24 protein-coding genes are annotated in these 26,326 nt (G+C 65.1%); 19 read left to right on the forward strand and 5 right to left on the reverse strand.

What is annotated here, in order from left to right; all coding sequences use genetic code 11:
- Positions 1-2 precede the first annotated feature (2 nt).
- The 18 genes from ACFOYU_RS15015 to ACFOYU_RS15100 all read left to right on the forward strand — a co-directional run bounded on the left by ACFOYU_RS15015 (position 3) and on the right by ACFOYU_RS15100 (position 20,705).
- Positions 3-698 (forward strand): ABC transporter ATP-binding protein, encoded by a 696-nt coding sequence (locus ACFOYU_RS15015; protein ID WP_377034209.1) that lies wholly within the window; start codon positions 3-5, stop codon positions 696-698.
- A 445-nt stretch (positions 699-1,143) separates the two neighbouring features.
- Complete coding sequence (gene dnaE, locus ACFOYU_RS15020; RefSeq protein WP_226740989.1) at positions 1,144-4,614, forward strand: DNA polymerase III subunit alpha; 3,471 nt, start codon at positions 1,144-1,146, stop codon at positions 4,612-4,614.
- Positions 4,615-4,720: 106 nt separating this feature from the next.
- Positions 4,721-5,353, forward strand: a complete 633-nt coding sequence (locus ACFOYU_RS15025; protein ID WP_226740992.1) for a LysE family translocator — start codon at positions 4,721-4,723, stop codon at positions 5,351-5,353.
- 257 nt (positions 5,354-5,610) lie between these two features.
- The gene (locus ACFOYU_RS15030) at positions 5,611-6,624 is read left to right on the forward strand and encodes a 30S ribosomal protein S2 (protein ID WP_226740995.1); all 1,014 of its coding nucleotides are present in this window, start codon (positions 5,611-5,613) and stop codon (positions 6,622-6,624) included.
- A 111-nt stretch (positions 6,625-6,735) separates the two neighbouring features.
- A complete protein-coding gene (gene tsf / locus ACFOYU_RS15035) occupies positions 6,736-7,665 on the forward strand; it encodes a translation elongation factor Ts (protein WP_377034210.1) in 930 nt (309 codons plus the stop codon).
- Positions 7,666-7,706: 41 nt separating this feature from the next.
- Positions 7,707-8,450 (forward strand): UMP kinase, encoded by a 744-nt coding sequence (gene pyrH, locus ACFOYU_RS15040; protein WP_226740999.1) that lies wholly within the window; start codon positions 7,707-7,709, stop codon positions 8,448-8,450.
- 58 nt (positions 8,451-8,508) lie between these two features.
- On the forward strand, positions 8,509-9,069 hold the full coding sequence (frr, locus tag ACFOYU_RS15045) for a ribosome recycling factor (RefSeq protein ID WP_226741001.1): 561 nt from the start codon (positions 8,509-8,511) through the stop codon (positions 9,067-9,069).
- A gap of 30 nt (positions 9,070-9,099) precedes the next feature.
- On the forward strand, positions 9,100-9,867 hold the full coding sequence (locus ACFOYU_RS15050) for an isoprenyl transferase (protein WP_377034211.1): 768 nt from the start codon (positions 9,100-9,102) through the stop codon (positions 9,865-9,867).
- Between the two features lie 26 nt (positions 9,868-9,893).
- Positions 9,894-10,727: a phosphatidate cytidylyltransferase gene (locus ACFOYU_RS15055; protein WP_377034212.1), complete on the forward strand. Its 834-nt coding sequence runs from the start codon at positions 9,894-9,896 to the stop codon at positions 10,725-10,727.
- A gap of 4 nt (positions 10,728-10,731) precedes the next feature.
- Positions 10,732-11,934, forward strand: a complete 1,203-nt coding sequence (gene dxr, locus ACFOYU_RS15060) for a 1-deoxy-D-xylulose-5-phosphate reductoisomerase (RefSeq protein WP_377034213.1) — start codon at positions 10,732-10,734, stop codon at positions 11,932-11,934.
- Positions 11,934-13,097, forward strand: coding sequence for an RIP metalloprotease RseP (gene rseP, locus ACFOYU_RS15065; RefSeq protein ID WP_377034226.1), 1,164 nt, complete (start codon positions 11,934-11,936; stop codon positions 13,095-13,097). Before dxr ends, rseP begins: the two co-directional genes overlap by 1 nt.
- 164 nt (positions 13,098-13,261) lie before the next feature.
- On the forward strand, positions 13,262-15,640 hold the full coding sequence (bamA, locus tag ACFOYU_RS15070; protein WP_377034214.1) for an outer membrane protein assembly factor BamA: 2,379 nt from the start codon (positions 13,262-13,264) through the stop codon (positions 15,638-15,640).
- Between the two features lie 39 nt (positions 15,641-15,679).
- Positions 15,680-16,753: a UDP-3-O-(3-hydroxymyristoyl)glucosamine N-acyltransferase gene (gene lpxD, locus ACFOYU_RS15075; RefSeq protein ID WP_226741013.1), complete on the forward strand. Its 1,074-nt coding sequence runs from the start codon at positions 15,680-15,682 to the stop codon at positions 16,751-16,753.
- 32 nt (positions 16,754-16,785) lie between these two features.
- Positions 16,786-17,250 carry a 3-hydroxyacyl-ACP dehydratase FabZ gene (fabZ, locus tag ACFOYU_RS15080; RefSeq protein WP_226741015.1) on the forward strand — a complete coding sequence of 155 codons (465 nt, stop codon included), beginning with the start codon at positions 16,786-16,788 and terminating at the stop codon, positions 17,248-17,250.
- A complete protein-coding gene (gene lpxA / locus ACFOYU_RS15085) occupies positions 17,250-18,056 on the forward strand; it encodes an acyl-ACP--UDP-N-acetylglucosamine O-acyltransferase (RefSeq protein ID WP_226741018.1) in 807 nt (268 codons plus the stop codon). The genes fabZ and lpxA overlap by 1 nt, the downstream gene beginning before the upstream one ends.
- Complete coding sequence (locus ACFOYU_RS15090) at positions 18,056-18,922, forward strand: LpxI family protein (protein WP_377034215.1); 867 nt, start codon at positions 18,056-18,058, stop codon at positions 18,920-18,922. Before lpxA ends, ACFOYU_RS15090 begins: the two co-directional genes overlap by 1 nt.
- Positions 18,915-20,081, forward strand: a complete 1,167-nt coding sequence (gene lpxB / locus ACFOYU_RS15095; protein ID WP_377034216.1) for a lipid-A-disaccharide synthase — start codon at positions 18,915-18,917, stop codon at positions 20,079-20,081. Before ACFOYU_RS15090 ends, lpxB begins: the two co-directional genes overlap by 8 nt.
- A 3-nt stretch (positions 20,082-20,084) precedes the next feature.
- On the forward strand, positions 20,085-20,705 hold the full coding sequence (locus ACFOYU_RS15100; protein ID WP_377034217.1) for a hypothetical protein: 621 nt from the start codon (positions 20,085-20,087) through the stop codon (positions 20,703-20,705).
- A gap of 105 nt (positions 20,706-20,810) precedes the next feature.
- Here ACFOYU_RS15100 and gltA read toward each other — a convergent pair whose 3' ends face one another.
- Together gltA and gltX are read right to left on the reverse strand one after the other, a co-directional pair.
- Positions 20,811-22,103, reverse strand: a complete 1,293-nt coding sequence (gene gltA, locus ACFOYU_RS15105; protein ID WP_226741026.1) for a citrate synthase — start codon at positions 22,101-22,103, stop codon at positions 20,811-20,813.
- A gap of 173 nt (positions 22,104-22,276) precedes the next feature.
- A complete protein-coding gene (gene gltX, locus ACFOYU_RS15110) occupies positions 22,277-23,707 on the reverse strand; it encodes a glutamate--tRNA ligase (protein WP_377034218.1) in 1,431 nt (476 codons plus the stop codon).
- Positions 23,708-23,842: 135 nt separating this feature from the next.
- Here gltX and ACFOYU_RS15115 point away from each other — a divergent pair, with 135 nt between their 5' ends.
- Complete coding sequence (locus ACFOYU_RS15115; RefSeq protein ID WP_377034219.1) at positions 23,843-24,871, forward strand: DUF4131 domain-containing protein; 1,029 nt, start codon at positions 23,843-23,845, stop codon at positions 24,869-24,871.
- Here the strand turns inward: ACFOYU_RS15115 and ACFOYU_RS15120 are convergent.
- The 3 genes from ACFOYU_RS15120 to ACFOYU_RS15130 form a co-directional block, all read right to left on the reverse strand.
- A complete protein-coding gene (locus tag ACFOYU_RS15120) occupies positions 24,843-25,433 on the reverse strand; it encodes an alpha-ketoglutarate-dependent dioxygenase AlkB (protein WP_377034220.1) in 591 nt (196 codons plus the stop codon). The two genes, ACFOYU_RS15115 and ACFOYU_RS15120, sit on opposite strands and share 29 nt — an antisense overlap.
- Before the next feature lie 260 nt (positions 25,434-25,693).
- The gene (locus tag ACFOYU_RS15125) at positions 25,694-26,137 is read right to left on the reverse strand and encodes a hypothetical protein (protein ID WP_377034221.1); all 444 of its coding nucleotides are present in this window, start codon (positions 26,135-26,137) and stop codon (positions 25,694-25,696) included.
- On the reverse strand, positions 26,124-26,326 hold a 203-nt coding region (locus ACFOYU_RS15130), incomplete at its 5' end, for a hypothetical protein (RefSeq protein ID WP_377034222.1). The genes ACFOYU_RS15125 and ACFOYU_RS15130, both read right to left, overlap by 14 nt.

Genomic DNA, 26,326 nt, shown 5'->3' on the forward strand with positions numbered 1-26,326 from the left:
CCATGTCAGCAGGTCAGACCAAACCCGCCCTTTTCCTTTCGAAGGTCGAACGCCGCTATCCGCAAGGGGAGAGCTTCCTCGAGGTGCTGCGCGGAGCCGACCTGGCGATCTGGCCGGGCGAGATCGTGGCGCTCGTGGCGCCGTCCGGAACGGGCAAGTCCACCCTGCTGCATGTGGCGGGGCTCCTCGAGAAGCCCGATGGGGGCGAGGTCTATGTGGGCTCGCAGCCGACCGCCGGGATGGGCGACCCGGAGCGCACGCGCATCCGCCGCGAGGAGCTCGGCTTCGTCTACCAGTTCCACCATCTCCTGCCGGAATTCTCGGCCCTGGAGAACGTGGTGATTCCGCAGCTCATCCGCGGGCTGCCCAAGAACGAGGCGCAGGAGCGCGCCAAGCAGATCCTGACCTTTCTCGGTCTCGGCAAGCGCCTGGACAACCGGCCGGGCGAACTCTCGGGCGGCGAGCAGCAGCGCGTCGCCATCGCCCGTGCGGTCGCCAATGCGCCGCGCCTCCTGTTGGCGGACGAGCCGACTGGCAACCTCGATCCCCACACCGCGGATCGCGTCTTCCAAACCCTCGTTTCGATCGTGCGCGCCTCGAAGCTTGCGGCCCTGATCGCCACCCACAACATGGATCTCGCTGCCCGAATGGACAGGCGGGTGACGATCCGCGACGGTCTCGTGGTGCAGATGCCGTAAGGCTGGCTTGTTGCTGGGTTCGCATGTCGCCCGACGGGGAAGGGGCCCATGGCTCCTGCGACCGCAGAGCCTGCCGCGTCACTCCCGCGCCTTATGCCCCCTTGAGCGGCCCGGTGCGGCTCTTATCCACACCTTCCCGTGCGTTAAGAGTCTGTTGACTCCGTCCGGAGTGCCGGTTCTGCACACCCTTTACACAGAACATACGCTGAACAACAATGAACATACAAAGAACATGGAGTGACGGACATGCTGCGTATGATCATCGAGACGGCTGCTGAAATTGCTTCCCTTGCAGTGTTCGGTTCTGCCATAGCGATCTGGGCGCTGGTACTGTCTCCGATCGCGTAATCCCCTGGATTCACAGGAAGGAATTCTCCCTACCGTGAGGTAGGGCGCGGTTAGGGAGAATCGTGTCACACTGCGCGCCTGTTTCGAGTTTCGGTTCATGACGCGCGTTCTTCAAGATATCGGTTTCGTCCATCTGCATGTGCACTCCTCCTACTCGCTGCTCGAGGGGGCACTGAAGATCGCGCAACTCGCGAAGCTGGCGGCGGCGGACAAGCAGCCGGCGCTGGCGCTCACCGACACCAACAATCTTTTCGGCGCCCTCGAATTCTCAGAAAAGCTGGCCGGCTCCGGCATCCAGCCCATCGCGGGCGTTCAGCTCTCGGTCTGTTTCGAGGAGCCCGATCCTGTCGCCCGGGTCGTGCCCCAGCCCTCGAACGTGGTGCTGCTGGCCCAGACCGAGGAGGGCTACCGCAACCTCATGCGCCTCGTGAGCCACGCATATTTCGGCGTGCCGCTCGGCGAGTCGCCGAGGGTCGCGGCCCCCTCGCTCGCCCAGCACTGCGAGGGGCTGATCGCTCTCACGGGCGGCTTCACGGGCCCCCTCGACTGCGCCCTGCGGGACGGTCGCCAGGAACTGGCCCAGGCGCGCCTCGACATGCTCAAGCACGCTTTCGGGCATCAGCTCTATGTGGAGATCCAGCGTCACGGGCTCGACACGGAGCGGATGATCGAGGGCGAGCTGATCGCGCTCGCCGACCGCAACGGGCTTCCCATCGTGGCCGCCAACGAGCCGTTCTTCTCGTCGCCCGGCGACTACGAGGCGCACGATGCGCTGCTCGCCATCGCCGAGGGGCGCATCGTCTCCGACGACAACCGCCGCCGGGTCTCGCCCCAGCACAATTTCAAGACGCGCCAGCAGATGATGGAGCTGTTCGCGGACCTGCCGGACGCGCTGCAGGCGAGCGTCGAGATCGCCATGCGCTGCTCGACCCGCGTGAGAACGCGCAAGCCCATTCTCCCGAGCTTCGGAACGGGCCCGGATGCCGCCACCCTGGACGAGGGCGAGGAGCTCAAGCGGCAGGCGGAGGAGGGGCTCCTGAAGCGCCTTGCCGCGCATGGCCCCGCCCCGGGCCTGACCGAGCAGGATTATCACGACCGGCTCGCCTACGAGATCGGGATCATCCGGAACATGAAGTTCCCGGGCTACTTCCTGATCGTGTCGGACTTCATCAAATGGGCGAAGGATCACAACATCCCGGTCGGGCCGGGCCGTGGTTCGGGCGCGGGCTCGCTCGTGGCCTATGCGCTCACCATCACCGATCTCGACCCACTGCGTTTCGCCCTGCTCTTCGAGCGCTTCCTGAACCCCGAGCGCGTGTCGATGCCGGACTTCGACATCGACTTCTGCGTCGAGGGGCGCGAGCGCGTGATCGAATACGTGCAGCAGCGCTATGGCGAAGAGCAGGTCGCGCAGATCATCACCTTCGGTACGCTGCTCGCCCGCGGGGTGATACGCGACGTGGGGCGCGTGCTGGAAATGCCCTATGGGCAGGTGGACAAGCTCACCAAGCTCGTGCCGCAGAATCCGGCCAATCCGGTGACGCTCGCCCAGGCCATCGAGGGTGAGCCGCGCCTGCAGGCGGCGATCGACGAGGAGCCGGTCGTCAAGCGCATGCTCGACATCGCCCAGAAGCTGGAGGGCCTTCACCGTCACGCCTCGACCCACGCGGCGGGCGTGGTGATCGGCGACCGCCCCCTGCAGGAGCTGGTGCCGCTCTACCGAGACCCGAAAACCGGCATGCGCGTGACCCAGTTCAACATGAAATGGGTCGAGCAGGCGGGTCTCGTGAAGTTCGACTTCCTGGGCCTGAAGACGCTGACGGTGCTGCGCACGGCGGTCGACCTCATCCGGCGCACGGGCGTGGAGGTCGATCTGTCGGCCCTGCCTCTCGACGACCGCAAGACCTACGAGATGCTCCGGCGCGGCGAAACGGTCGGCGTGTTCCAGGTGGAATCGGCGGGCATGAGAAAAGCTCTCGTCGAGATGGAGACCGACCGCTTCGAGGACATCATCGCGCTGGTCGCCCTCTACCGCCCGGGCCCGATGGCGAACATTCCGGTCTACTGCGCCCGCAAGCTCGGCAAGGACGAGCACAACAAGAAGGATTGGTACCCGCACGACAAGCTGGAGCCGATCCTGCGCGAGACCTTCGGCATCATCGTCTACCAGGAGCAGGTGATGGAGGTGGCGAAGGTCCTCTCCGGCTACTCGCTCGGCGACGCCGACCTTCTGCGCCGCGCCATGGGTAAGAAGATCAAGGCCGAGATGGACGCCCAGCGCGAGCGCTTCGTCTCGGGCGCCGGAAAGGGCGGGCTGGACAAGGCCAAGTCCAACGAGATCTTCGACCTTCTCGCCAAGTTCGCCGATTACGGCTTCAACAAGAGCCACGCGGCGGCCTATGCCCTCGTGGCGTTCCAGACCGCCTATCTCAAGGCCAATTACCCGGTCGAGTTCCTCGCCGCGTCCATGACGCTCGACCTGGATAACACGGACAAGCTGTCCGAATTCCGCCGCGAGGCTCAGCGCCTCGGCTTCAAGGTGGTGCCGCCGTCCATCAACCGGTCGGGCGTGGTCTTCGACGTCGTCTACGACCAGGAGGGCAAGGGCCAGATCCTCTATGCGCTCGCGGCCGTGAAGGGCGTCGGGCGCCAGGCCATCGAATCGGTCGTCGAGGCCCGCGGCGACAAGCCCTTCAAGGACCTCGCCGATTTCGCCCGCCGCATCAATCCGCGCATGCTCAACAAGCGGACCCTGGAAAACCTCATCGCGGCCGGCGCCTTCGACGAGCTGGAGCCGGACCGGGCCAAAGCCTGCGCCTCCATCGACGCCATGATGAGCCTGGCCCAGCAATCCCACGAGGCCGCCAATGGCGGCATGATCGACATGTTCGGGGGCGTCGCGGCGGCGGACGTGCAGCTGCGAATCGGCCCCTACGAGCCTTGGCCCGCCGCCGAGAGGCTTCAGAAGGAATACGACGCTGTCGGCTTCTTCCTCTCGGGCCACCCGCTCGACGAATACGGCGACCTGCTGAAGAAGCTGAGGGTCCAGACCTGGATGGAGTTCAGCCGTTCCGTCAGGGCCGGCAACTCGGTCGGCCGGGTCGCCGCCACGGTCCTGGACCGGCAGGAGCGCCGCACGAAGACCGGCAACAAGATGGGCATTCTCACCCTGTCGGATCAGACCGGCCAATACGAGGCCATCATCTTCTCCGAGGGCCTGCAGCGCCTGCGCGACGTGCTGGAGCCCGGCAACGCCGTGATCCTGATGCTCCAGGCCGGCCTGGAAGGCGAGGAGGTGAGGGCGCGTATCGGCATGGCCGAGCCCCTGGAGGAGGCGGTCGCCAAGCACCAGAAGGGCATGCGGATCTTCCTGCGCGACGAGCGCCCCATCGGCAGCGTGTTCGAGCGGCTGAAGGCGCGGGGCGAGGGCGAGGTCTCCCTAGTGCTGATCCTCGACGACGGGGACCGGGAGGTGGAGGTCAAGCTTCCGGGCAAGTATATGGCGACACCCCAGATCGCCGGAGCCTTGAGGGCCGTGCCGGGGGTGGTCGACGTGCATATGAATTGAGGCTTTGCTTCGTTCTTTTCTGGAGTGGAGGCGTTCGTGCAACAGCGTGACAGGATCTGCGGTATCGGCTAACGTTTCCGTCCGGCTGAATGTAGGAACGCCTCTTATGCCGGATTTATCGACTCTCGCCCTTTTCGCAGCGGCTTGTTTGGCGCTCACGGCCACACCAGGCCCCGATATGCTGCTCATCGCATCTCGCAGCGCTAGCCAAGGCCCGGCATCCGGGTTCGCGACCCTCGCCGGTATCCAGACCGGCACCTATTGCCATGCTCTCGCAGCGGCCTTCGGTCTTTCGCACCTGTTCTTGGCTGTACCGCTTGCCTACGACGTGGTGCGCTATGTTGGGGCGGCCTACCTGCTTTATCTGGCGTGGAGGACGTTTCGATCCCACGATGCGGCGCTCTTTTCTACGGACGGGCTGCACGAGTACCCGCTTGGACAGGTATTTCGGCAGGGACTTTTCACTAACTTGCTCAATCCAAAAATGGCCCTGTTCGTGCTGGCCCTATTTCCGCAATTCGTGCGCCCCAATGTAGGCTCTGTTGCAGTGCAGATCATGCTCTTGGCAACCGTGCTCAATCTCGTCGGGCTTCTGGTCAACGGCACCATTATCATGATGGCTAGCCACATAGGCAGAACCTTCACGGGCCAGAAGAGGCTGCGCCGTATGCCCCAGCTTCTTCTCGGTACGGTATTCGCCGGCCTAGCCATCAGACTTGCGTTTGATGGGCGACGCTGATGTCTTGATAGCCAAGCCTCATGGCTCGAGCGTCACGTTCTGAGCGAGGATTATGTTCAGGCGGAAGAGGACTCTGCCGACCTTTTGGCCTTGGATCGTCAAGGGAAATAGGGGGTGTATCCCCCTTGCATTCCCCCACCTTTTCCCCTATACGCGCCCCATCCCACACGCGGAGCTTGCCTCATGAATCAATGAGGCGTCCCGGTGGCCGGCAGGACCGGTCCACTGCTACGCGGAGGCTTAACCGGAGAAAAACTATGGCGCTTCCTGAATTCTCGATGCGCAGCCTCCTCGAGGCTGGCGCTCACTTCGGCCACCAGGCTCACCGCTGGAACCCGAAGATGGGTCCGTACATTTTCGGCACCCGCAACAATATCCACATCATCGACCTCGCCCAGTCGGTCCCGATGATGCACCGCGCTCTCCAGGCCGTCAGCGACACGGTTGCCAAGGGCGGCCGCGTGCTCTTCGTCGGCACGAAGCGTCAGGCTGCCGATGCGGTCGCCGATGCGGCCAAGCGTTCGGCTCAGTACTACGTGAACTCCCGCTGGCTCGGCGGCATGCTGACCAACTGGAAGACGATCTCCGGCTCGATTGCGCGCCTGCGCAAGGTCGACGAGATCCTCGCCGGCGGCGGCCAGGGCCTCACGAAGAAAGAGCGCCTCATGCTCGCCCGTGAGAAGGACAAGCTCGAGCGCGCTCTCGGCGGCATCAAGGACATGGGCGGCACGCCCGACCTGATCTTCGTGATCGACACCAACAAGGAGCAGCTCGCGATCCAAGAGGCCCGTCGCCTCGGTATCCCGGTTGCCGCCATCGTCGACACGAACTGCGATCCGGACGGCATCACCTTCCCGGTTCCGGCCAACGACGACGCCGGCCGCGCCATCGCGCTCTACTGCGACCTGATCGCCCGCGCCGCTCTTGATGGCATCTCCCGCGGCGCCGGCGCCATGGGCATCGATATCGGCGAGTCCGAGAATCCGATGGCCGAAGAGCTCCCGGCCAACGACGCCGCTCCCGCCTACGAGGGCGAGCAGTTCGAGCGCCTTGCGGCTCCCCGCGGCGCCCCGGACGACCTGACCAAGCTGAACGGCGTCGGCCCGCAGCTCGAGAAGAAGCTCAACGAAGCCGGCATCTTCCACTACTGGCAGCTCGCTGCCATGCAGCCGGCCGATGTCGAGCAGCTCGACAAGGACCTGAAGCTCAACGGCCGCGTCGAGCGCGACGGCTGGCTCGGCCAAGCCCGGTCGATGATCGAGGCAGCCTAAAGAGGCTGTCCGGCACCGCGAATTCGCGGCGCTGCTTGAGCAAATTGATCGAGCCCGGCGTTCCATGAGCGCCGGGCTCCCTATATGCGTAAACCTGTGAAAGGATGAGCCATGGCGAACATTACCGCTGCGATGGTGAAGGAGCTGCGCGACAAGACCAGCGCCGGCATGATGGACTGCAAGACGGCCCTCAACGAGACCAACGGTGATATCGAGGCCGCCGTCGATTGGCTGCGCAAGAAGGGTCTGTCCAAGGCCGCCAAGAAGGCCGGCCGCGTGGCCGCCGAGGGCCTCGTCGCCGTCGAGTCCTCCGGTCACACCGCGACGATCCTCGAGGTCAACTCCGAGACGGACTTCGTGGCCCGCAACGACCAGTTCCAGGCCTTCGTCCGCGAAGCCGCCAAGATCGCCCTCATGGGCAACGGCACCATCGAGTCGCTCGAGAACGCCCACTTCCCGGGATCGCAGACGACCATCAAGGACCGCCTGCAGGAGCTGATCGCCACCATCGGCGAGAACATGACGCTGCGCCGCGTGGCGAAGCTCGAGGTCTCGAAGGGCCTGATCGCCTCCTACGTGCACAACGCGGTCGGCGATGGCCTCGGCAAGATCGGCGTTCTCGTGGCGCTGGAGTCGGAAGGTGACGTGACCGTGCTCGGCACCCTGGGTCGCCAGATCGCCATGCACATCGCGGCGACGAACCCGGTGGCCGTCGATGCTTCCGGCATCGATGCCGCGACCATCGAGCGCGAGAGCAACATCCTGCGCGAGAAGAATGCCGGCAAGCCGGACAACGTGCTGCAGAAGATCGTCGAGAGCGGCCTGAAGAGCTACTACAAGGAGGTCACTCTCCTGGAGCAGCCTTTCGTCCACGACCCCTCGAAGACCATCACCCAGGTCCTCAAGGAGGCCGAGTCCAAGGCCGGCAAGCCGGTCAGCCTGAAGAGCTTCGTCCGCTATGCCCTCGGCGAGGGCATCGAGAAGGAGGAAGCCCCGGACTTCGCGGCCGAGGTGGCCGCGGCGGCAGGCGGCAAGGCCTAAATCGAACCAAGCAAAACGGCGGCGCTTCAGCCGCCGTTTTCATGAGAAGGTTTGAAAAGAGAGGTCAGACAGTGACACAGTTTCGGCGCATCCTGGTGAAGCTCTCGGGAGAGGCCCTGATGGCCCCCGACGGATACTGGCTCGATCCTCAGACCCTGTCGGGGCTGGCGGAAGACCTGGCCCAGGCGACCCGCGCCGGATTCGAGATCGCCCTGGTCATCGGCGGCGGCAACATCATCCGCGGCGCCCGCATGAGCGCGGCCGGCTGGATCGACCGCCCCACCGCCGACTCCATGGGAATGCTCGGCACCGTCATGAACTCGCTCGCCATCGAGACCGCGCTCAACGCGGCCGGTGTCTCCGCCCGCACCATGGCGGCCGTCTCCATGCCGACGATCTGCGAGACCTATGCGCGCCAGCCGGCTCTGCACCATCTGGACAAGGGGCAGGTCGTGGTCCTCGCAGGCGGCACGGGCAACCCGTTCTTCACGACCGATACCGCGGCCGTGCTGCGGGCGGCCGAGCTGCGCTGCGACGCGGTGCTCAAGGCCACCCAGGTGGACGGCGTCTACTCGGCCGACCCCAAGAAGGACCCGAACGCGGTCCGCTACGACCGCATCACCCACGACGAGGCCATCGCTCGGGACTTGAAGGTGATGGACACGGCGGCCTTCGCCCTCGCCCGCGAGAGCAGGCTTCCCATCATCGTCGGCTCGGTCCATGCCCCGAGTTCCGTGACCGCAATTCTCCAAGGCAAAGTTCCTTCGACCGTTGTCTCCCCTTGATGCAGCGGCCCGCTCAGCGTAAGCCGGTTGTAATCGTTCGCGTAAGGATAGGGACCCGATGGCCACGACTTTCGACCTCGATGACATCAAGCGCCGCATGCAGGGCGCGATCAACGCTTTCAAGAACGACCTCGGCAGCCTCCGCACGGGGCGCGCCTCGCCGAATCTGCTCGACCCGATCCAGGTCGATGCCTACGGTTCGATGCTGCCGATCTCCCAGGTCGCGACCGTGAGCGTGCCGGAGCCTCGCCTCCTCAGCGTCCAGGTTTGGGACCGGGGCATGGTCTCCGCAGTGGAAAAGGCAATCCGGGAATCCGATCTCGGCCTCAACCCGCAGACCGAGGGCCAGGTCATTCGCCTGCGCATCCCCGAAATGAACGAGCAGCGCCGCAAGGAGATGGTCAAGGTCTCCCACAAATATGCGGAAGAGGCGCGCATCGCGATCCGCCACGTGCGCCGCGACGGCCTCGATCTGCTCAAGAAGCTGGAAAAGGACGGCACGGTCAGCGAGGACGACAGCAGGCGCCATGGCGAGCAGGTCCAGAAGCAGACCGACCACTTCGTGGCCGAGGTCGAGCAGATTCTGGCGGCCAAGGAAAAGGAAATCATGCAGGTCTGACGTGGTCGGACCTGCATCTGGAACGAGATCATGAGCGGCGAAGCCAAGCGGTCGATCACTCCCTTTGCCCGTGAACCGGAAGGCGAAGGCATGCCGGCCCATGTCGCCATCATCATGGATGGGAACGGCCGCTGGGCGGCCCAGAGAGGGCTGCCCCGCCTCGAAGGCCACCGTCGCGGCGTGGAGGCGATCCGCCGTGCCGTGCGCGCGGCCGGGGATCTCGGCATCCGCTATCTCACGGTCTACAGTTTCTCGGCCGAGAACTGGCGCCGGCCGGCCCAGGAGGTCTCCGATCTTATGGGCCTGCTCAAGCGCTTCGTACGTCACGATCTGGCTGAACTGCACGCCAACAACATCCGGGTCCGGATCATCGGGCAGCGGCAGGGGCTTTCGCCGGACATCCGGATGCTCCTGGACGAGGCCGAGCAGCTGACCCGCTCCAATACGGGCCTGACCCTGGTGATCGCCTTCAACTACGGCGGCCGCCAGGAGATCGTCGAGGCGATGCGCTCCCTGGCCCGGCGGGTGAGGGACGGGGCACTGGACCCGGACGCCATCGACATGGACATGGTCGAGACGGCCCTCGACACCCAGGGCATCCCCGACCCGGATCTGGTCATCCGCACCTCGGGCGAGCAGCGGGTTTCCAACTTCCTCACCTGGCAGACGGCCTATTCCGAGTTCGTCTTCCTGCCGGATTTCTGGCCCGACTTCGATGAGGCGACCTTCCGCGCCGCGCTGGCGGAATATGGCCGACGGGAGCGCCGGTTCGGCGGCCTGAGCGTGCGGGCAGGGTAAGCATGGCCGCCCAAGAAGGCCCTCCCTTGCCCCATGTCGCGAAGCGAGGCCCCTCGAAGGAGCTGACGACCAGGATCGCATCCGCCGTCGTCCTGATCCCGCTGGCCCTGGTCGCCGCCTATATGGGCGGATGGGCGTTCGCCCTGTTCTGGCTCGCCGCCGGAATCGCCATGATGATCGAGTGGACCAACATGACCCGGACCGAGCCCTTGCGGCTGGTTCAGGCGGTCTTCGGCACCGGCCTCGTGGTGCTGACCGCTCTCCTGCTCGCCGATGCCGGCTTCGTCCCCTCCGCCCTGGCCGGGCTGGGCTTTCTCGTCGCCGGAACGCTTCTCGCGAAAGGAGCGACGGGCAAGCTCTGGGCAGCCTCCGCCTTCGCCTATGCGGCCGTCATCGTCCTCGTTCCACCCATCGTTCGCGAGCATCCCAATCTCGGGCTGATCGGCCTGCTCTGGATGTTCGCCGTCGTCTGGGCGACCGACATCGCCGCCTACTTCACCGGGCGGGCCCTGGGCGGACCCAAGCTCTGGCCGGCGGTCAGCCCCAAGAAGACCTGGTCAGGCTTCGGCGGCGGTCTCGTCGCCGGCACACTCGCTGGCCTTCTCGTGGCGTGGGGCTCGCAGCGCCTCGGCCTGATGCCGCCCTTCAGCCTGCGCAACACCATCATCCTGTCCATGATCGCCTCGGTGGCCAGCCAGCTCGGGGATCTGGGCGAATCCGCCCTCAAGCGGCATTGCGACGTGAAGGATTCGAGCCATCTCATCCCCGGCCATGGCGGCGTGATGGACCGCCTCGACGGATTCTGGGCCGTTTCGCTTCTTCTCGGGCTCGTCCTTTTGATCACCTGGTTGGCAGCATAATTTCATGACGCGTTCTCTCACCATTCTCGGGGCGACCGGTTCCATCGGCCGCTCGACGTCCGATGTGGTTCTCTCCCACCGGGACGAGTTCCGCATCGAGGCGGTGGTCGGAGGGCGCGATGCCAAGGCCCTGGCGGAGGTCGCCCGCAGGCTCGGAGCCCGGTTCGCGGCTCTGGCCGACGAGCGGGGCGGGGCCGAGCTGAGGGAGGCCCTCGCCGGTTCCGGCATTGCCTCCGGGGCCGGAGACGCGGCCGTTATCGAGGCGGCCGAGCGCGATGCCGACGTGGTGCTGGCCGCCATCAGCGGCGCCGCCGGCCTTCGGCCCACCCATGCCGCCATGAAGCCCGGGCGCCGGCTCGCTCTGGCCAACAAGGAAAGCCTCGTCTGCGCGGGCGCGGCCTTCATGGCCGATGCCAAGCGCCTCGGGGTCGAGATCATGCCGGTCGATTCCGAGCACAACGCCCTCGACCAGGCGCTCGCCGCCGGGCGAAACGCCGACGTTGAGAAGGCGATCATCACCGCCACGGGCGGTCCCTTCCGCACATGGCCGCGGGAGCGCATCGCTAAGGCCAGCGCCAAGGAGGCCTCGGCTCATCCGGTCTGGTCCATGGGCTCGAAGATCAACATCGACTCGGCCACCCTGATGAACAAAGGCCTGGAGCTGATCGAGGCCCATCATCTCTTCGGTCTCGAGGCGGAGCGCCTCGACGTCCTGGTCCACCCGGAAGCCATCGTCCATGGGCTGGTCCAATGGAGCGACGGCGCCCTGACGGCGGGGCTCGCCCTGCCCGACATGAAGGTGCCCATCGCCAATGCGCTGCGGCATCGTGAGCGCCTGCGCATGGATCTGCCCCGTCTCGATCTTGCCGCGATTGGGGGATTAAGTTTCGAACGGCCGGACGAGACCCGCTTCCCGTGTCTTTCCCTTGCCAAAGCCGCTCTCCAGGCCGGCGGAGCGATGCCGGTCGTGTTGAATGCGACCAATGAGATCGCCGTCGAAGCGTTCATGGCAGGACGCATTGGATTTTACGCGATATCCGAATATGTTGAGAGTGTTTGCTCGATCTTTTCGCGAAGAAACATCGCCGCTCCCTCGACCGTCTCCGAGGCCCTCGCCATCGACGAGGAGGCCCGGGTGACGGCACGGCAGGCGATCCCGGCGGTTTACGAACAGACGCTGCCCCAGGGGGCGCGAAAGGGACGATGATGGAATTGCTTGCAACGATCAGCGGCGCGACGGGATCTCTCGCCCTCACCCTGATTTCATTTCTCGTGGTCCTGACGGTGGTCGTCTTCATCCACGAACTCGGCCACTTCTGGGTCGGTCGGCTCTGCGGCGTGGGCGTGACCGCCTTCTCCATCGGTTTCGGGCGCGAGCTGTTCGGCTGGACCGACAAGCACGGAACCCGTTGGAAGATCGCGGCGATTCCGCTGGGCGGCTACGTGAAGTTCGTCGGGGATCTCAACGCGGCCAGCGTTCCGAACCAGAACCAGATCCAGCAGATGTCTGCCGCCGAGCGGGCGGTGAGTTTTCCCCATCAAAACGTGGCGAAGCGCGCGGCGATCGTGGCGGCCGGGCCGATCGCGAACTTCATCCTCGCCATCGCGATCTTCGCCGGCTTCAACTACTTCAGCGGCCGGCAGGTCCTGGAGCCGCGGATCGAGGCCGTGCAGGCCGGCAGCGCCGCCGAGCGGGCCGGGTTCCAGCCGCAGGACCTCATCCTCTCCATCGACGGCAGGAGAATCGAGACCTTCGCGGACATGCAGCTCCTCGTGAGCTCGAGCGCGGGCGAAAGCCTCACCTTCACGGTCGAAAGGGGCGGGCAGACCGTTACCCTCAGCGCCGTCCCCAACTTTGTTGAGCGGACGACTCCCTTCGGCAAGCAGCGCATCGGCCTTCTCGGAGTCGAGGCCTCGAAGGACCCGGCGGCGATCAAGCGGGTCTCCTATTCTCCGCTCGGGGCCCTCAAGGCGGGCGTCGCCGAGACCTGGAACCTGATCGACCGGACCCTCAACTTCCTGCGCCGCCTCGTCATGGGGTGGGAATCGGCCGACCAGCTCTCCGGCCCCATCGGCATCGCCCGTGCTTCCGGTACGGCATTCGACGTCGGCGGCGTCTACAGCCTGGTGAGCCTGATCGGATTCATGTCGGTCTCCATCGGCCTCATTAACCTTTTTCCCATTCCGCTTCTCGATGGCGGGCACCTGCTTTTCTATGCCATCGAGGCCATCCGCGGCCGTCCGTTGAGCGAAAGGGCCCAGGAAATCGGCTTCCGCATCGGCTTCGCGATCGTTGCGATGCTTATGCTTTTCGCCACCTGGAACGATCTTGTTCACCTTGGCACAAGTTTTATGGACCGAGGATCGTGACACAGACGCCACGCCCGTTAAAAATGCTACTGTGTAGGGGAAAGCGCCGTTTGCAATGACGGCGAAAGTTTGTACAAGCGACCCACACCGATAAGGTTGGGACGCGTGTCTCAGCCGGCGGGGCAACCCGCTATGGGACAAATGATAAAGAGACGGGCCAGTTGATGATGTCGACGACCACGCCACGCCGGAAGAAACCGGCCGCCACCGCTGTTATCGCCCTGAGCGCGCTGATGGCGGGAATCACTGCAGCCGATACCGCTTTCGCTCAGCAGGCGAGCCGCCGGGCCTCGGCGGCGCAGGGTCCCATCATTAACCGGGTGGTCATCGAAGGTAACAAGCGGGTGGAGCGGGCCCTGATCGAGGGCGATCTCCAGCTGCGGGCGCGGGCGCCGTACAATCAGGCGGCCGTGGATGCCGACGTCCAGCGCATTCTCGAGGTCTATCGCCGTTCGGGCCGTGGCCTGGCCCAGGTGACGCCTCGCGTCGTGGACCTGCCGAACGGCCGGGTCGACGTGGTCTACACCATCGTCGAGGGCGACAAGACCGGCGTGCGGGAGATCCGCTTCGTCGGCAACAGCCAGATTTCGTCCAGCCGCCTGCGCGGCATCATGACGACCACCGAGACGAACTTCCTGAGCTTCCTCAAGACCTCGGACGTCTACGATCCGGATCGCATCGCTAACGATCTCGAGCTGATCCGTCGTTACTACCTCAAGAACGGCTATGCCGATTTCCGCATCGTTTCCAGCGATGTGACGTTCGACCCCAATGGCGGCGGCTACATCGTGACCATCGCCGTGGAGGAGGGGCCGCAATACCGCATCGGCAGCGTGAACGTCGATTCGCGTATCCCCGAAGTGACCGCCGAGTCCGTCAGCGGCGCCATCTCGACCTCTGCCGGGGCGGTCTACAACGCCAATCTCGTCGAGCGGACGCTCCAGGACATCACCACGAACGTGGCCCGTCGCGGCTATGCCTTCGCGCAGGTTCGCCCGGTCGGCACGCGCGACCCGGCGACCCAGACGGTCAGCCTCGCCTACATCATCGAAGAGGGGCCGCGCGTCTACATCGAGCGCCTCAACGTCCGCGGCAACAGCCGTACCCGCGACTACGTGATCCGTCGCGAGTTCGACCTCGGCGAGGGTGACGCCTACAACAAGGTGCTCATCGACCGGGCCGAGCGCCGCCTCAACAACCTCGGCTACTTCAAGCGCGTCCGGATCTCGAACGAGCCGGGTTCCGCTCCCGACCGCGTCGTCGTGAACGTGGATGTGGAGGATCAGTCCACCGGCGCCTTCTCGGTCTCGGGCGGCTACTCCACCGCCGACGGGTTCATCGGCGAGGTGGCCGTCAGCGAGTCGAACTTCCTCGGCCGCGGCCAGTTCGTCCGCCTGGCCGGCCAGCTCGGCGAACGCACCAACGGCGTCGACTTCTCGTTCACTGAGCCGTACTTCCTCGGCTACCGGATGTCGGCGGGTATCGACCTGTTCTCGAAGTTCAGCGATCAGACCAAGTACTCCCGCTACGAGAACCGCGTCACCGGCGGTCAGCTCCGCCTCGGCCTTCCCTTCACGGAAGAGTTCACGCTGACCCTGCGTTACTCGCTGTTCCAGCAGGACCTGAAGATCCCGAACACCTACAAGCAGCCCTATAACGACTGCTCGGCGCCGCTGCCGGGTTATACCCAGCTCAATGCCGATGGGACGCCCAACCGCTTCTTCTGTGAAGGCAACGGCGAGGCGTCGCTCGCGATCAAGGAATCTCAGGGCAAGACCCTGACCTCGCTCGCGGGTCTGACCTTCAACTACAACACGCTCGACAACGTGAAGGACCCGCGCAACGGCTTCTATGCCGAGGTGAAGACCGACTTCGCCGGTCTTGGCGGCGACTCGCGCTACTTCCGCGCCACCGGCGACGCCCGTTACTACTACGAGCTGATGGAAGACATCGTCGGTATCGCCCGCGTCCAGGGCGGTCACATCATCGGCCTCGGAAACAACAACAGCGGCATCGGAAACGGCGGCGACCTGCGTATCGTCGACCACTTCTTCATGGGCCCGTCGCTGGTCCGCGGCTTCGCCACCAACGGTATTGGACCGCGTGACATTTCGAGCCTGGACACCAACGCGAACGCCATCGGCGGCACCACCTATTTCGGCGGTACCCTCGAGGTTCAGTTCCCGATCTTCGGCCTGCCGCGCGATCTGGGCCTGAAGGGCGCCGTGTTCGCCGATGCGGGTACGCTGTTCGGCTACAAGGGCCCGACCTCGTTCGATATCGGCGGCGGCAGCATCCTGGACCCGATCAACGGCTGCACCCAGAACCCGAACGTTCCGCAGAACTGCATCAGCGTGCTGGACAGCAAGAAGCTGCGCTCGTCCGTCGGTGCTTCGATCCTCTGGTCTTCGCCGCTCGGCCCGATCCGCTTCGACTATGCCTTTGCGCTCTCGAAGGAGGAAGGTATCCTTGCTGCGAACGGCGCTCGGATCGGTGGCGACCGGACCCAGGCCTTCCGCTTCTCGGGCGGTACACGCTTCTAATAGGAGAGGGCGCCTCAGCGGCGCCCTCGCTCTTGTTTCATGACAGAAACGACTTTCTTCCCGCAAAGCCAGGCGCTTACGCTGCGTCAGGTGGCGGAGATGGCCAACGCGAAGCTCCCCGACGGTACCGACGGGGAGCTTTTGCTTCGAGGCGTGGCTCCGCTGGAGAGCGCCGGCCCGCACGATCTCGCCTATATGGACAACGCGGCCTATGTCGGCGCCCTGGGTGCAACGAAGGCCGCGGCCTGTCTGGTCACGCCGCGTTTCGCCGCGAAGGTGCCGGCGCATACCGTCGCCATCGTGACGCCGCTCGCCTACCGGGTGTTCGCTCAGGTCCTGGCCCTGCTGTTTCCCTCCGCCATGCGGCCGGAATCGGCCTTCGCCTCCACCGGCATCTCTCCGGGCTCCTTCGTCCATCCGACGGCCCGCCTGGAGCATGGGGTGCGGGTCGATCCGGGGGCCGTGATCGGTCCGGAGGCGGAGATCGGGGCGGGAACCCTGGTCGGGGCGCACGCGGTCATCGGCCAGCGCGTCAAGATCGGGCGGGACTGCACGATCGCGCCCCATGTCAGCGTGTCCCACGCCTTCATCGGCAACCGGGTCATCCTGCACCCGGGCGTCCGCATCGGTCAGGACGGATTCGGCTTCGCCATGGGGCCGCAGGGTCATCTCAAGGTGCCGCAGGTCGGCCGCGTCATCATCCAGGACGACGTGGAGATCGGCGCCAATACCACTGTGGACCGCGGTGCGAGCCGCGATACGGTGATCGGCGAGGGCACCAAGATCGACAACCTCGTTCAGATCGCCCACAACGTGGTCATCGGCCGCCATTGCGTGATCGTGGCCCAGGTCGGCATCGCCGGCTCGACCACGGTGGAGGATTTCGTCGCCATCGGCGGCCAGGTCGCCGTGAAGGGGCATGTGCGGATCGGCATGGGCGCGCAGATCGCCGCCACCAGCGGCGTGAACGGCGATGTGCCGGCCGGCGCCCGGTGGGGCGGAATTCCCGCTCGCCCGATGCGCGAGTGGTTCAGGGAAATCCACGCTCTGAAAAAACTTGCATCCCAGGGCGATTCCAGCGATTCCGCCAAAGATGATGGCGCGTCTTCGTAGAATAGACGCCGAGTAGCATCCGGAGTGAACACATGTCCGAAGCGCCGACTACGCTTCAAACGGCCGATATCATGCAGATTCTGGATCTGCTGCCCCATCGCTATCCGTTTCTGCTCGTCGACAAGATCATCGAGATCGACGGCGACAATTCCTGCATCGGCATCAAGAACGTCACCTTCAATGAGCCGCAATTCACAGGTCATTTCCCGTCGCGCCCGATCTTTCCGGGCGTGTTCCTGATCGAGGGCATGGCTCAGACCGCCGGTGCGATCTGCGTGGCATCGAAGATCGCCCAGCAGACCAAGCCGAAGCAGGTCTTCTTCATGACCATCGACAAGGTGAAGTTCCGCAAGCCCGTGGAACCGGGCGACAGGGTTGAATTCCATATGCGCAAGTTGAACAACCGCCGCAACATGTGGTGGTACAAGGGCGAGGCCAAGGTCGACGGGAACCTCGTCTGCGAGGCCGAAGTCAGCGCCATGCTGGTGACCGACTGATGGAAACGTTCATCCATCCGCTGGCCGTCGTCGAAGACGGCGCGAAGATCGGCGAGGGCGTCAGGATCGGCCCCTTCTGCACGGTCGGGCCCGAGGTGGAGCTGGGCGACGGCTGCCAGCTCATCAGCCATGTGGCCCTCGCCGGGCGGACCACCATCGGCCCGCGCACGCGCATCTTCCCCTTCGCGTCCATCGGCCACATCCCGCAGGACCTGAAATACAAGGGTGAGGCTTCGACTCTGGAGATCGGCGCCGATTGCATGATCCGCGAAGGCGTGACCATGAATCCGGGCACCGAAGGCGGGGGCTTGCGCACCGTCATCGGCGACCGCTGCGCCTTCCTGGCGGGCTCCCATGTGGGTCACGATACGAAGGTCGGCAACGACTGCATCCTGTCCAACAACGTGATGCTGGCGGGCCATGTCACGGTCGGCAACTTCGTGATCTTCGGCGGCGGCTCGGCGGTGATCCAGTTCGCCCGCGTCGGATCGCACGCTTTCGTCGGCGGCATGTCCGGCCTCGAGAACGATCTCATCCCCTACGGCATGGCCATGGGCAACCGGGCGCATCTGGCCGGTCTCAACATCATCGGCCTGCGCCGCCGCGGCTTCACGCGCGAGCAGATCCACGATATCCGCCGTGCCTATCGCCTGCTCTTCGCGGACGAGGGCACCCTGTCGGAGCGCGTCGAGGACGTGGCGGAGGAGTTCTCCACCCATCCCTTCGTTCACGAGATCCTCGACTTCATCCGCGAGGGCAAGGACCGCTCGATCTGCACGCCCCGGGATCCTGTCGGAACCGCCTGATGAATCCGGACGGCCCGATTGCGATTCTCGCCGGGTCCGGGCAGCTCCCCATCCAGCTCGTGAAGCATCTCGAGCGGGTGGGGCGGGATTACCGCATCCTCGCCTTCCGGGGCTTCGCCGCGCCGGAGCTGCGCCGGCAGGCCCATGCGAGCGCGGATCTCCTCGACCTGAAGACCATCATGTCCGTGCTCGACGGGTGGCGGCCGCAGGCCGTTTCCCTCGTGGGAGCGGTGCGTCGCCCCGGCTTCTCGGCTCTGCTCGGGGCCTATTCGCTCCTGCGCAACCGGCAGGAGGTGATGGAGGTCATCGCCCGCGGCGACGATCAGGTGCTGCGAGGCGCCGTGATGCTGCTGGAGGAGCGCGGCCACCGGGTCGTGGGCGCCCATGAGCTGGCGCCCGGCCTCGTGGCGCCGTCCAGCCTGCGCGGCGCGCGGGAAGCCGGCGCCGACGACCGGCAGGCCATTGCGGTCGGGCTCGACCTCCTCAACTCCCTCTCGGCCTTCGACATCGGTCAAGCCGCGATCGTGGCCCGCGAGCACGTGCTCGCCATCGAAGGCCCCGAGGGGACGGACCGGATGCTGCGCCGGGTCCGGGGCATGCGTCAGAGCTGGTTCGGCCTGCGCCGGAGCAAGGAGGGCGGCGTTCTGATCAAGGCTGCCAAGCGCGGGCAGGATCTGCGCGTCGACATGCCGACCATAGGGCCGAAGACCGTGCAGGAGGCCGCGCGGGCCGGGTTGTCCGGCATCGCAGTGGGTGCAGGCTCCACCCTCGTCCTCGAACAGGAGGAGACTTTGGCGACGGCGGACCGGCTCGGCCTCTTCCTCGTCGCCGTGGACCTGCCCTGGATGGAGCCGCCCCATGAGTGAGAACAGGCCGTTGTCGATCTGGATCGTCTCGGGAGAGGAATCGGGTGACCAGCTCGGCGCGAAGCTCATGCGGGGCCTCAAGAAGCGGCTCGGAGCCGAGCGCCTGCAATTCGGCGGCGTCGGCGGTCATGCCATGAGGGCTGAGGGGCTGGAAAGCCTCTTTCCCCTGGAAGACATCGCCGTCATGGGCATCTCCGCCGTCATCGCGCGCCTGCCCACCATCCTCAAACGCATCAGGCTCACCGTGGATGCGGTCGTGGCGGCCAAGCCCGACCTGCTCGTCATCATCGATAGCCCGGACTTCACCCACCGCGTGGCCAAGGCCGTGCGGCAGCGCGCCCCGCAGATCCCGATCGTCGATTACGTCAGCCCCTCCGTCTGGGCTTGGCGTCCGGGCCGTGCCCCGAAGATGCGGGTTTATGTGGACCACCTCCTGGCCCTGCTTCCCTTCGAGCCCGCCGCCCATGAGCGCCTCGGCGGTCCGCCGACGACCTATGTGGGCCATCCGCTCATCGAGCGTCTCGACGAGATCCGGCCAAAGGCGGGCGAGAGGCGACAGGCGGCGGATGCTCCCCTGAAGCTCCTCGTCCTTCCCGGCAGCCGCCGCTCGGAGGTGAGCCGCCTCATGGAGCCTTTCGGCGAGACCCTGGCGCTATTGAAGGAGCGCTCGCCGCGCCCCTTCGAGGTGACGATTCCGGCCGTGCCGCACCTCGCCGCCGAAATCGGGCAGAGGGCAGGTGCCTGGAGCGTGAAGCCGAAGATTGTCGAGGGCGAGGCCGCGAAATGGGCCGCCTTCCGCGAAGCTGACGCCGCGCTCGCGGCATCCGGCACCGTGACCCTGGAACTGGGGCTCTCCGGCGTGCCGATGGTCGTGGCCTATCGCGTGTCGAAGATCGAGGAGGTGCTGAAATACCTCATCAAGGCGCCCTCCATCGTGCTCACGAACCTGGTGCTGGGCGAGAACGTGATCCCGGAGCTGATCCAGTGGGACTGCACGCCCGAGAAGCTGACCGAGGCGCTGCTGCCCCTGCTCTCCGACACGCCGGAGCGCCGCCGTCAGGTCGAAGCGTTCCGGCGCATGGACGATCTCATGCGCATCGGCGACGAGGCTCCGAGCGAGCGTGCGGCGCGGATCGTGGAAGAGGTGTTGAGCCGTTGAGGCTTGAGCCACCTGCTGCCCTGTGCTCAGTTCAAGCGTGAAGATCAGGAGGATCTCGGCATGGGCCTGCAGCGTATGGCTTGCATCGCCAGATATTCGGTCACGATATTCGCAGCAGGCCTTACGGCTGCTGGCGCCTATGCGAACGAGCTGAAGTGTGAGGGGCCATTTGCCCGGAACGCGGGCCACGAGCAGCTCGTTTCGGCTTTCGGAGAAGCGAATGTCGCGAAAGAAATCGTTCACGAAGAGGGCATGGAGATCAAGGCGAGCGTCGTCTTCCCTGATGATCCGGAGAAACGTCTGGAAGTGATCTGGTGGGACGAGGAGGCCAGTAGGCAGCCGTCCATCGTTCGCACGCTCGGAACAGGTTGGTCACTGCCGAAGGGTGTGCGCGTGGGCATGCCGTTGAACGAGGTGGAGGCAGCCAATGGCAGACCTTTCCTTCTCTACGGCTTCGGTTGGGATTACGGAGGCACTATATCGGATTGGAAGGGCGGCGCACTCGCCAGGCTCCCCGGCGACTGCAATCCGTTCGCCATCTTCAGCCCTGAACAGAGCTCAGGCGAAGATGCACGGTTGAAGGTCTCCGGCGATAGCGAATTCGGATCGGATACCCTGAAATGATGGCCGTAGCGCCGAAGGTCTACGGTATCGGTTTCGGCTATCCGCAAGACAACAGACAATAAAAAGGGGCCTTTTGGCCCCTTTTCTTTCTCGAGTATCGAACGCTTACCCGCGCTGGGCGACCGTCACGTAGTCGCGCTTGGGCGAGCCCGTATAGAGCTGGCGCGGGCGGCCGATGCGCTGGGACGGGTCCTCGATCATCTCGCTCCACTGGGCGATCCAGCCGACCGTGCGGGCCAGCGCGAAGAGCACCGTGAACATGGAGGTCGGGAAGCCCATCGCCTTGAGGGTGATGCCCGAATAGAAGTCGATGTTCGGGTAGAGCTTCTTTTCGACGAAGTACTCGTCCCGCAGGGCGATCTGCTCGAGCTCGATGGCGACTTCGAGGAGCGGATCGTCCTTGACGCCGAGCTCGTTGAGCACCTCGTGCGTGGTCTTCTGCATGATGCGGGCGCGCGGATCGTAGTTCTTGTAGACCCGGTGGCCGAAGCCCATGAGGCGGAACGGATCGTTCTTGTCCTTGGCCTTGGCGATGTATTCCGGAATCCGGTCGGGCGTTCCGATCTCCTCCAGCATCTTCAGGGCCGCCTCGTTGGCGCCGCCATGGGCGGGACCCCAGAGGCAGGCGATGCCGGCCGCGATGCAGGCGAACGGGTTCGCGCCCGACGAGCCGGCGAGGCGCACGGTCGAGGTCGAGGCGTTCTGCTCGTGATCGGCGTGGAGGATGAAGATCCGGTCCAGCGCCCGCGAGAGCACCGGGTTGACCTTGTACTCCTCGGCCGGGACCGCGAAGCACATGCGCAGGAAGTTGGACGTGTAGTCCAGCTCGTTCGCGGGATACACGAAGGGCTGGCCGACATGGTACTTGTAGGCCATCGCGGCGAGCGTCGGCATCTTGGCGATCATGCGCATGGAGGCGACCATGCGCTGGTGCGGATCCGAGATGTCGGTCGAGTCGTGATAGAAGGCCGAAAGGGCGCCGACGCAGCCGACCATGATCGCCATCGGGTGGGCGTCGCGGCGGAAGCCGGTGAAGAACCGGTTCATCTGGTCGTGCACCATCGTGTGGCGCGTGACGCGGTAGTCGAAATCCGCCTTCTGGGCGGCGGTCGGCAGCTCTCCGTAGAGAAGCAGATAGCAGGTCTCGAGGAAGTCGCCGTGCTCGGCGAGCTGTTCGATGGGGTAGCCGCGGTAGAGCAGGATGCCCTTGTCGCCGTCGATATAGGTGATCTTGGACTCGCAGGCCGCCGTCGAGGTGAAGCCGGGGTCGTATGTGAACATCCCGGTCTGACCGTAGAGCTTGGAAATGTCGACGACGCTCGGACCGATGGTGCCTTCTTTGACAGCCAGTTCCACCGACTTATCGTCAACGTTGAGCGTGCTGGAGGTAGAACTCATGCGTCTTCGCCCTTTCAAAAGGAGGCCGGGCATAACCTAGAGCAGCCATGGGTTTCGGAGAAGGTCTCCGGCCGGACTGCCGATCCGAATTATGCCGGTCGGTAGGTAGGATGGGGTCTCGGTAGCTTATCCGTATGGAGGGGGCAAGCACGTCTAAAGGCGAGGTGCGCCCGCTATGCAGCGGGCGCATCCTTCAGTTGGTCGCGCAGGCGCAACAGCGTTTCGTCCTTGCCGAGCACCGCCATCACGTCGAAGAGGCCGGGGGAGGTCGCCCGTCCCGTCAGGGCCGCGCGCAGGGGCTGCGCCACCTGTCCGAGCTTGGCGCCGATGGCCTCGGCGTGCTCGCGCACGACCGCCTCCACGCCGGCAGCCGACCAGTCGGAGACCGCGTCCAGCTTCTCGACGATGCCGTCCAGGCGGGCGCGGCCGTCCGCCAGCAGGCTCGCGGCCTTCTCGTCGAGGTGCAGCGGGCGCTTCGCATAGAGGTAATAGGCGCTGTCGAGGAGCTCCACGAGGGTCTTGGCGCGCTCCTTCAGGCCCGGCATGGCGGCGAGAAGCTTCTGCCGCAGGGCTGGCGTGAGGGTGCGGCCGAGATGGTGCTCGTCCTTGTCGAGTTCCGGCAGCAGATCTTCGAGAGCATTCACCAGCCGCTCGTCGTCCGACTGGCGCATGTAGTGGCCGTTGAGGTTTTCGAGCTTGGCGAAGTCGAAGCGCGCCGGAGAGCGGCCGATGCTGGAGAGAGCGAAGGCGTCGATCATCTCCTGTGTGGAGAAGATCTCCTGGTCGCCATGGCTCCAGCCGAGGCGCACGAGATAGTTGCGCAGGGCTTCCGGCAGGTAGCCCATGCTGCGATAGGCCTCGACGCCGAGCGCGCCATGACGCTTGGAGAGCTTCGCGCCGTCCGGTCCGTGGATGAGCGGGATATGGGCCATCTTCGGCACGTCCCAGCCCAGCGCCTGATAGATCTGCGTCTGGCGGGCGCCGTTGGTCAGGTGGTCGTCGCCGCGGATGATGTGGGTCACGTTCATGTCGTGATCGTCCACCACCACGGCGAGCATGTAGGTCGGCGTCCCGTCCGAACGCAGCAGCACGAGATCGTCCAGATCCTTGTTCTGCCAGACCACGCGGCCCTGCACCTCGTCCTCCACCACGGTCTCGCCCTCGGTGGGGGCCTTGAGGCGGATCACGGGCTTCACGCCCTCGGGCGCCTCGGAGGGGTCGCGGTCGCGCCAGCGGCCGTCATAGCGCATGGGGCGGCCCTCGCGGCGGGCCGTCTCGCGCATCTCCTCCAGCTCCTGCTGGCTGGCATAGCAGTAATAGGCGCGGCCGGAGGCCAGCAGGGACTCCGCCACCTCCTTGTGCCGTGCGGCGCGGGAGAACTGGTAGACCACGTCCCCGTCCCAATCGAGGCCGAGCCATTTCAACCCGTCCAGGATCGCCGCGATGGCGGCGTCCGTGGAGCGTTCCCGATCCGTGTCCTCGATGCGCAGCAGCATCTTGCCGCCGTGCCGCTTGGCGTAGAGCCAGTTGAACAGGGCCGTGCGTCCTCCGCCGATATGCAGGAAGCCGGTGGGCGAGGGGGCGAAACGGGTGACAACGGTCATCGGTGGCAAAACCTTAGCGTTCAAGGAGTTCGTGCGGGCTCACGGTCACGGCGCCCGCGACTCATCCACAGGCCGGATTTGGCCGCGGCGCGCGCTCGTCTAACATGCAAACCCACCCAGCGTTAAGCCGAAGCGATGGCCGAAGACAACAGGGGAGACCGAAGCCGGACGCCGCGCACCCTCGCGCGGGCCCTCGTGCTGCCCCGGATCGGGTGGACTTCCATCGATTTCGGCTTCCTCGACGGCCGCGAATGGCTTGCGGGAAATCTGGCCAGAGAGGTCGAGCAGCGCCGGCTTTTCCCGTGGATCGCCGTCTGTTTCGGGCTCGGCATCATCCTGTTCTTTCAGGCCGATGCACCCGCACTCTGGGCGCCGGTGGGGGCTTTCGTCCTTTGCACGGCTGTCGCAGCGGGCTTGCGCCGGCGCCCGGTGCCGCTTGCCGTCATGATCGGGTTCGCCGCGCTTTTCGCCGGGTTCTCGGCCGGAGCGATCCGCGCCCGGAGCGTCGCGGCTCCGGTTCTCGCCCGCATGACGATTGCGCCGGTCGCAGGCTTCATCGAGGCCGTGGAGGACCGGGAGCAGGGCAAGCGGCTGCTGATCCTCGTTGCCGAACTGAAGGGCGTTCCCGATGCGGAAAGACCGCATCTGGTGCGCGTGTCGGTGCGGAACGGGGAGGGGCTGGCGGCAGGGCTCTTCGTCACCGGAACGGTGCGCCTCCTCCCGCCGCCGCAGCCCGCCTGGCCGGGAGGGTACGACTTCGCGCGGGACGCCTATTACAAGGGCATCGGTGCCGTCGGGTCCTTCACGGGTGCGGTGAAGCAAGCCGATCCGCCATCGGATCCGCCCTGGTCCGTCCGGGTCGCGGCCCAGGTGGACGGCGCGCGCAACGCCCTGACCCATCGCATCGCCTCCGCCATCGGCGGTCCCGCGGGCGGTGTCGGCGCGGCTCTGGTGACGGGCAAGCGGGGGCTGATCGGCGAGCCGACGAATGACGTGCTGCGCGGGGCCGGGATCTATCACATCGTCACTGGTCGGGTCTGCAGAAGATGGCGAGGTGAACAGTATCTGGTCCACATGCCAGATGCACACTTGCGAGATCATGACCAGTCAGGCTGCTGGCTCAGCAGTCCCGTTCTTACCGTTCAGGCTGGTGTGAAGGTTTGAAGTTTCTGAAGGTGACCGAGTAGCGTTGGCTATCCACGGCCGGGATGCTGTGCTCCCACTCCGTTCGGGAGGGGCCCTGCAGCAGATACACAGAGCGAGGCTCCGTGACAACGGACGCGCGCTCCCACTTGGAACCCACCTTGCGCCTGAAGCGAAACACGCACGGTGATCCGAGCGAGATGCCGACCACCTCGGCGAACATGGGCTTGTCCTTGTGCCAGCCGATCCCAGCGCCAGCTGAATATTCCGTTAGAAGGACATGCTGGAATTCAGCGGCTTCAAGGCTGGCGAAGCGAGCCGCACGTTCGCGCAACGGGAGCAGGAACGCTGGCATGTCCTCGGTTCTCTGCAGTTCCATCCGGTTGAAGTCGTATTGCCAGCCGAAGGAGAGGACGCGTCGGTTGCCGCGGTAGCCCCGGAACTCGAACGCTTTGAACGGCAGGGCCGCGAACTGGTCCACAAGGCCGAGCTCCTCGTCCGTCGAGAGGAAGTCAGGCTGGTATCTGAACTCCTCAGGGAGGGAAGGGGGCGCTCGAAAAAGGTCGGGTTGGCTGTGGCTCATGGCAATATCCGCTCACCGGACAGCCAATGCAATACTGGATGCGTCCGTTCCTTGAACGGGTGTTCCGTGGTCGATCCGCCCCAACGGACCTTTGCCACAGGTCTGCCCTGTACCAGCACGTCCCGTTCACGCGGAGAGTCAACTTTTGCCTTTTCGAGGTCAGTTCACCTTCGCGATAGCAGTGGGGGCACCGACAGCACTTCTCACAGAAGCGGATAACCTGCGTGTTGAAGCCCGGACCTTCCAGGATTCGGCCACCGTTATCCTGACGGGCGGAGCGTACGCTTTGCGCCGGGTGCGACCTCCTCAAGGCAGCGCTGAAAGACACTTTCCATGATCGGGAGCAGATCATCAGGATCGAGCAAAGAGGAACGATTTGATGCCTTGGATCGAAGTCCATGCTCGATCAAGGTATCGTGGTAGAAATCAACCGCCTCGGTGTCGATGTGCCCCCAATCCAATCCAGTCTCATTGAAGAGCCGGGTCAGGTTCCGGCCATACCGTCGGAGATCATCCGGCGTCGCACTCCTTGAGAGAAGAACAGCCTTGAGGCTGAGTTCAATGCAGTGACAGGCCAGCGCCCCGGCTGGCGCCGGATGGGCCAGCCGCGGTCCGGCGGCAACATGGAAAGCCGACTGACCAAAACTTTCCGCGCACGTGATGAACCCCTGCCATGTGCAATCCATGGTCTCAACCTTGTTCATTTGTCTCGCTTTCTAACATGTGTGGAGTTCCTGCGGTTGCCGCTCGTTTGGCCGCTTCCCGCTGGCCTGCCTCCACAAAAGTGGTCCTCCCTGATGTATGGCTTTCGAGCCGAATGGAGGACGAAAGAGAATGAGCAAGAAGAGACACACGGCCGAGGAGATTGTCGCCAAGTTGCGGCAAGTCGACGT

Origin of the sequence: Microvirga sp. GCM10011540, from assembly GCF_042650665.1 — a bacterium.
In the GTDB taxonomy this organism is placed as follows: Bacteria; Pseudomonadota; Alphaproteobacteria; order Rhizobiales; family Beijerinckiaceae; genus Microvirga; species Microvirga lenta.

What these genes read in the sequence shown, in the direction of transcription:
- ACFOYU_RS15015 (WP_377034209.1), top strand. Translation starts at nt 3, where the DNA reads ATGTCAGCAGGTCAGACCAAACCCGCCCTTTTCCTTTCGAAGGTCGAA.
- dnaE (WP_226740989.1), top strand. Translation starts at nt 1,144, where the DNA reads ATGACGCGCGTTCTTCAAGATATCGGTTTCGTCCATCTGCATGTGCAC.
- ACFOYU_RS15025 (WP_226740992.1), top strand. Translation starts at nt 4,721, where the DNA reads ATGCCGGATTTATCGACTCTCGCCCTTTTCGCAGCGGCTTGTTTGGCG.
- ACFOYU_RS15030 (WP_226740995.1), top strand. Translation starts at nt 5,611, where the DNA reads ATGGCGCTTCCTGAATTCTCGATGCGCAGCCTCCTCGAGGCTGGCGCT.
- tsf (WP_377034210.1), top strand. Translation starts at nt 6,736, where the DNA reads ATGGCGAACATTACCGCTGCGATGGTGAAGGAGCTGCGCGACAAGACC.
- pyrH (WP_226740999.1), top strand. Translation starts at nt 7,707, where the DNA reads ATGAGAAGGTTTGAAAAGAGAGGTCAGACAGTGACACAGTTTCGGCGC.
- frr (WP_226741001.1), top strand. Translation starts at nt 8,509, where the DNA reads ATGGCCACGACTTTCGACCTCGATGACATCAAGCGCCGCATGCAGGGC.
- ACFOYU_RS15050 (WP_377034211.1), top strand. Translation starts at nt 9,100, where the DNA reads ATGAGCGGCGAAGCCAAGCGGTCGATCACTCCCTTTGCCCGTGAACCG.
- dxr (WP_377034213.1), top strand. Translation starts at nt 10,732, where the DNA reads ATGACGCGTTCTCTCACCATTCTCGGGGCGACCGGTTCCATCGGCCGC.
- rseP (WP_377034226.1), top strand. Translation starts at nt 11,934, where the DNA reads ATGGAATTGCTTGCAACGATCAGCGGCGCGACGGGATCTCTCGCCCTC.
- bamA (WP_377034214.1), top strand. Translation starts at nt 13,262, where the DNA reads ATGATGTCGACGACCACGCCACGCCGGAAGAAACCGGCCGCCACCGCT.
- lpxD (WP_226741013.1), top strand. Translation starts at nt 15,680, where the DNA reads ATGACAGAAACGACTTTCTTCCCGCAAAGCCAGGCGCTTACGCTGCGT.
- fabZ (WP_226741015.1), top strand. Translation starts at nt 16,786, where the DNA reads ATGTCCGAAGCGCCGACTACGCTTCAAACGGCCGATATCATGCAGATT.
- lpxA (WP_226741018.1), top strand. Translation starts at nt 17,250, where the DNA reads ATGGAAACGTTCATCCATCCGCTGGCCGTCGTCGAAGACGGCGCGAAG.
- ACFOYU_RS15090 (WP_377034215.1), top strand. Translation starts at nt 18,056, where the DNA reads ATGAATCCGGACGGCCCGATTGCGATTCTCGCCGGGTCCGGGCAGCTC.
- lpxB (WP_377034216.1), top strand. Translation starts at nt 18,915, where the DNA reads ATGAGTGAGAACAGGCCGTTGTCGATCTGGATCGTCTCGGGAGAGGAA.
- gltA (WP_226741026.1), bottom strand. Translation starts at nt 22,103, where the DNA reads ATGAGTTCTACCTCCAGCACGCTCAACGTTGACGATAAGTCGGTGGAA.
- gltX (WP_377034218.1), bottom strand. Translation starts at nt 23,707, where the DNA reads ATGACCGTTGTCACCCGTTTCGCCCCCTCGCCCACCGGCTTCCTGCAT.
- ACFOYU_RS15115 (WP_377034219.1), top strand. Translation starts at nt 23,843, where the DNA reads ATGGCCGAAGACAACAGGGGAGACCGAAGCCGGACGCCGCGCACCCTC.
- ACFOYU_RS15120 (WP_377034220.1), bottom strand. Translation starts at nt 25,433, where the DNA reads ATGAGCCACAGCCAACCCGACCTTTTTCGAGCGCCCCCTTCCCTCCCT.
- ACFOYU_RS15125 (WP_377034221.1), bottom strand. Translation starts at nt 26,137, where the DNA reads ATGAACAAGGTTGAGACCATGGATTGCACATGGCAGGGGTTCATCACG.